Annotated in this window: 3 protein-coding genes and 1 pseudogene; all 4 read left to right on the top strand. The window is 60.1% G+C overall.

Translation table 11 applies throughout. The annotated features are described in order from the left end of the window. A pseudogene (locus tag B161_RS0113040) lies at positions 1-355 on the top strand (hypothetical protein); the annotation flags it as partial. Further along, entirely contained in the window at positions 352-1,380 is a 1,029-nt protein-coding gene (dmpG, locus tag B161_RS0113035; RefSeq protein WP_018633877.1) for a 4-hydroxy-2-oxovalerate aldolase, read from the top strand. The pseudogene B161_RS0113040 and the gene dmpG, both read left to right, overlap by 4 nt. A gap of 843 nt (positions 1,381-2,223) precedes the next feature. After that, the gene (locus B161_RS18030) at positions 2,224-3,120 is read left to right on the top strand and encodes a YncE family protein (protein WP_157755647.1); all 897 of its coding nucleotides are present in this window, start codon (positions 2,224-2,226) and stop codon (positions 3,118-3,120) included. A 437-nt stretch (positions 3,121-3,557) separates the two neighbouring features. Beyond that, a complete protein-coding gene (locus B161_RS18025; protein ID WP_157755646.1) occupies positions 3,558-3,839 on the top strand; it encodes a hypothetical protein in 282 nt (93 codons plus the stop codon). The last annotated feature ends 426 nt before the right edge of the window (positions 3,840-4,265 follow it).

Here is a 4,265-nt window from a genome sequence, read left to right as displayed (position 1 = left end):
CCCCGCCGAGCCGCCTCTGATCATGCGCGACACGGTCTTCGTGCTGTCTCAGGGCGCGACGCCGGAGGCCATCGAGACATCCGTCGCCGAGATGGAGAAGACCGTGCAGCGCTATGTTCCGGGCTATCGGCTCAAGCAGAAGGTGCAGTTCGAGACCATCGGCGACAACGCGCCTCTGCGCGTGCCGGGGATCGGCTACGCCACCGGGCTGAAGACGACGATCTTCCTCGAAGTCGAGGGCGCGGCGCATTATCTGCCGGCCTACGCCGGAAATCTCGACATCATGACTTCCGCGGCCCTCGTCAGCGCCGACGCCTGGGCGGGAAAATTCCTCGAAAGGCAGGCTGCGCGATGACTCGTCCCAATCCTGATAAGCTCTATGTGCAGGACGTGACCCTGCGCGACGGCATGCACGCCCTGCGCCATCAATACAGCCTCGAGTCCGTGCGGGAGATCGCCGGAGCCCTCGACGCCGCAGGCGTGGACGCCATCGAGATCGCCCATGGCGACGGACTCGCGGGCTCGACCTTCAATTACGGCTTCGGCCTGCATGACGACGCGGAATGGATCGCCGCCGTCGCCGAGGTCTGTAAGCGGGCCGTGGTGACGGTCCTCCTTTTGCCCGGCATCGGCACGGTGCATGATCTGAAGGCTGCGGCGGCGGCTGGAGCGCGCTCCGTGCGGATCGCGACCCATTGCACCGAAGCCGACGTCTCTCGCCAGCATATCGAGGCGGCGCGGGCTCTGGGCATGGACACGGTCGGCTTTCTGATGATGGCCCATATGGCCGAGCCCGCCAGATTGCTGGAGCAGGCCCGGCTCATGGAGAGCTACGGCGCGGAATGCGTTTATGTGACGGATTCCGCCGGGGCTCTGCTGCCCGGCCAATACGCCGAACGCGTGAGGATCCTGCGCGAGGGCCTGAAGCCCGAAACCGAGATCGGCGTGCATACGCATCACAACCTGACTCTCGGCGTGGCCAACGCCGTGGCGGGGATCGAGGCTGGCGCGAGCCGCGTCGACGCTTCTCTGGCGGGCATGGGCGCGGGGGCGGGCAATGCTCCGCTTGAGGCGCTGATCGCGGTGCTCAACCGCATGGGCGTCGAGACGGGCTGCGATCTTTATAAGCTCATGGACGCCGCGGATGATCTCGTCCGACCCTTGCAGGATCGCCCGGTGCGGGTGGATCGCGAGAGCCTGTCTTTGGGCTATGCGGGGGTTTACTCCAGCTTCCTGCGCCACGCCGAGACCGCCGCGCGGAGCTATGGCGTGGACGCCCGCGAGATCCTGATGGAGCTTGGCCGTCGGCGCATGGTGGGCGGTCAGGAGGATATGATCGTCGACGTAGCGCTTGATCTCTCCGCCGCGCGGAAGGGCTAAGCGGCTCCTCCCCGGCGGAGTCCTTCGATTCCGCCGGCGATTCCGCCGGGCGTGGCGATGAGATCCGCAGGTGAAGGATTGGCGTGAAGCTAGGACTGGCAAACTGACCGCCCTGAGCGGCGCTGAGGATCTTGGGCTGCCCTTGACGCATCAAGGCTTCCTCCAGCGCTCCGCTGATGTTGTGCGAACGCCAGTATAAACCCCGTCGGCTAGCCCGGTTCATCCCGGCCACGGGATCAAAAAATCCGTGCCCTCGTCGCCCTGCCTTGCCACGACTGGCGACCCCACCTGATCGGGAAAGATCACCGCCGAAAAACCGATCACTGGGGTCATCAGCGCGGCGTTCATCTCGAACCCAATCTACGCCACCGTGAGCGCACATGGCGCGGTGGTGAACAATCCCGTCGCCGACATCGCCCCCAGCCCCGAGGCGTCGACTAACGCGCCAAGCGCCAGCGTCGCCAGCAGCACAGTGGCCGTTGCCTCCAGCGCTCGGAGCGCTGGGAGGTGCGGCAAGAGATAATCCATATAGCCAAAATGCGCGCCGTGGATTATCTCGACCGCTCCCGACGGCATTCCATGTGTCTTTTCGGTCTAATCTGGCGGAGCCATGTCGACAAGATCAGACGCAGGCATACAAGGCTCTCGTGCAGTGGGGGCGAGAAAAGGAGAATGTGGAGGTATGGGGGAGGTTGTTGTGGAGATGGCTACGAATCGTGATTCTCGTCTGCACGATCATGCCTCTAGGCAGGGCCTGAGCGAAATCGATGGCTCTAGCGATCAGCAACCGGAATTACGCGAATCGCGGCGTGCTTAAGCAGGCCATCGAAGACATCGAGGGCTATGTGGCGTTCTGCGGCGGCGGGTTGGCCACCCATCGCGCAATCCGCATTGCTGAAGCTCGACCCGGAGACTCTGGAGATCCTCGCCCGCGCGACTCCGCCTGAGGCGCCCGACGGCGGGCTGGTCGCGGTTTACGGGCTGGGGCTGGATGAGGCGAATGGTCGGGTCTGGGCCACGAACACGCGTCAGGACACGCTCGCGGTCTATGACCAGAAAGACCTTTCTCTGATCCGGCAATTCGAGCCCGGACTCGTCCCCCACGCCCGCGACGTGGTCGTTTCGCCCGAAACCGGCAAAGTCTACGTCTCGGCGGTGGGCGCGCCGGGTCTGGCGGTCTTCGACGCCGCGAGCATGGCCTATGAGGGCCTGATCAATATCGTCGGGCCGAACTCCCGGATCGCCTTCTCGCCGACCAGCCTGCATCTGGATGCGGAGAGCGGACGGATCTTCACGCCCAACCTCTCGGCGCCGGAATTGGCCGTGATCGACAGCCGGGCCGGAAAGCTGGAGAAGATCCTTCCGCTGCCGGGTGCGAAATCGGCCATCGGCGTGAGCTATGATCCGGAGACGAAAAGGGTCTTCGTCGCGGCTCAGGGGAGCGACGCGCTTCTGATCCTCGACGCCGAAAGCGGCGATCTCGTGAAGAGCGTCCCGCTGGGAGCGGGGCCCCTGAGCGTGGTTTTTGATCCGTCTTCGCGTTTGGCCTATGTGAGCCTGCGCGGCGCCGGGACGATCACGGTTCTCGACGCCGAAGGCGAGTTCTTCGCTAATCTCGATGGCGGGCCGCAGCCGAACCACCTCTCGACGGATGGAAGCGGGAGCGTTTTCGCGATCAACAAGGGCGACGCCGAAGAACCGGCAGGCGACAACCTCCGCCGTCTGCGCCCTGCGCCCTGAGGAGAGGCGAGCCCCCGCTTGGGGGCTCGGCCCTTTCAGGCAGGCAGCAGGATGGTTCTGGCTATGAAAGGCGTCGAGGGCTTCGACAGCCTCAAGGCCGATGGGGCGTGCTTACTGTGGTATAATGGGTCATTTCTCCGGGCGTCTTCGGAGCAGTCTGGAGGGTGGTCTTCGCTCTCTTGGAACTGTGACGATCTCTCATTGGCTTCGACGTCATGACGGCGACCTAGCTCGTATGCGGCGCTTTCTTCCTCGGATCAGTGACGGGGCTCGTTCCCAGCGTCAGTTTTCTCATGATCGGATTGCAGACAAGGCGCATCTTTCCGCTTGTTCCGACGAAGAGAATCCGCGCGAGGAGATCGGATTGGGAGAGAGACTTGATGATTTGCAAGCATCGCCAACTTCTTCTGATCTTACACGAATGCAAGACGCGTCTGATGCTGATGACCCGTCTCAGTGGGAAGACTGCGGGTGAATCCTTCTCTGTGCTGAAAAATATGCTGTGCCGCCTTCCTGTCTTGATGAGAGGCTCCATCACCTTTGACAACGACACTTGTTTCGCCAAGCACGCCCTTCTACGTGACCTGTTGGACTGGGATCTTTTTCTGCGATGTCTACGCCTCAATGCAAACGGCCTCATCCGCCGATGGTTGTTTCGCGCAGCGGACCTGCGTGAGATCGACGAGACTTCGATGATCTTGAGCCTGACAATGCCTTGAATCCCGTACCCCTATTGAGGATCATTTCTAATGCTCGCAGTCTTGAGTTTTTTTGTGTGCTTGAAGGTTCGGATTTTTTATGAGTATATATGTGTGCCTCTTAGTGTGGTTTGATCTGGGTTGAGTTCATGGATTTGTCACGCGACCATTTATTATTAATCGTGCGTTTGGGGCGGATTTTGGTCAGGACATTGTGGTAGGTGGTTTTTGTAACCTGATGATTTTATGGAGAGAATTGAATTGTAGGTTTTGAAGTATGGCAAAAAATAATCCGTATAGGGGGTGTGGAATTTTAACCATTTGATATTAAGTGGAAACTCAGGTTATATTTATTTTATCTGTGGTTTTATTTTGGTTTTTATTTTTATATTTAGGTGTTTTATTTTTAATTAGTAAATTTCTATATATTTTAACTATTAACTGAAA

Source organism: Neomegalonema perideroedes DSM 15528, from assembly GCF_000374145.1.
Lineage (GTDB): Bacteria > Pseudomonadota > Alphaproteobacteria > Rhodobacterales > Rhodobacteraceae > Neomegalonema > Neomegalonema perideroedes.
Note: the sequence above shows the minus strand (reverse complement) of the source record. Positions and strands in the feature narration are given on the sequence as shown.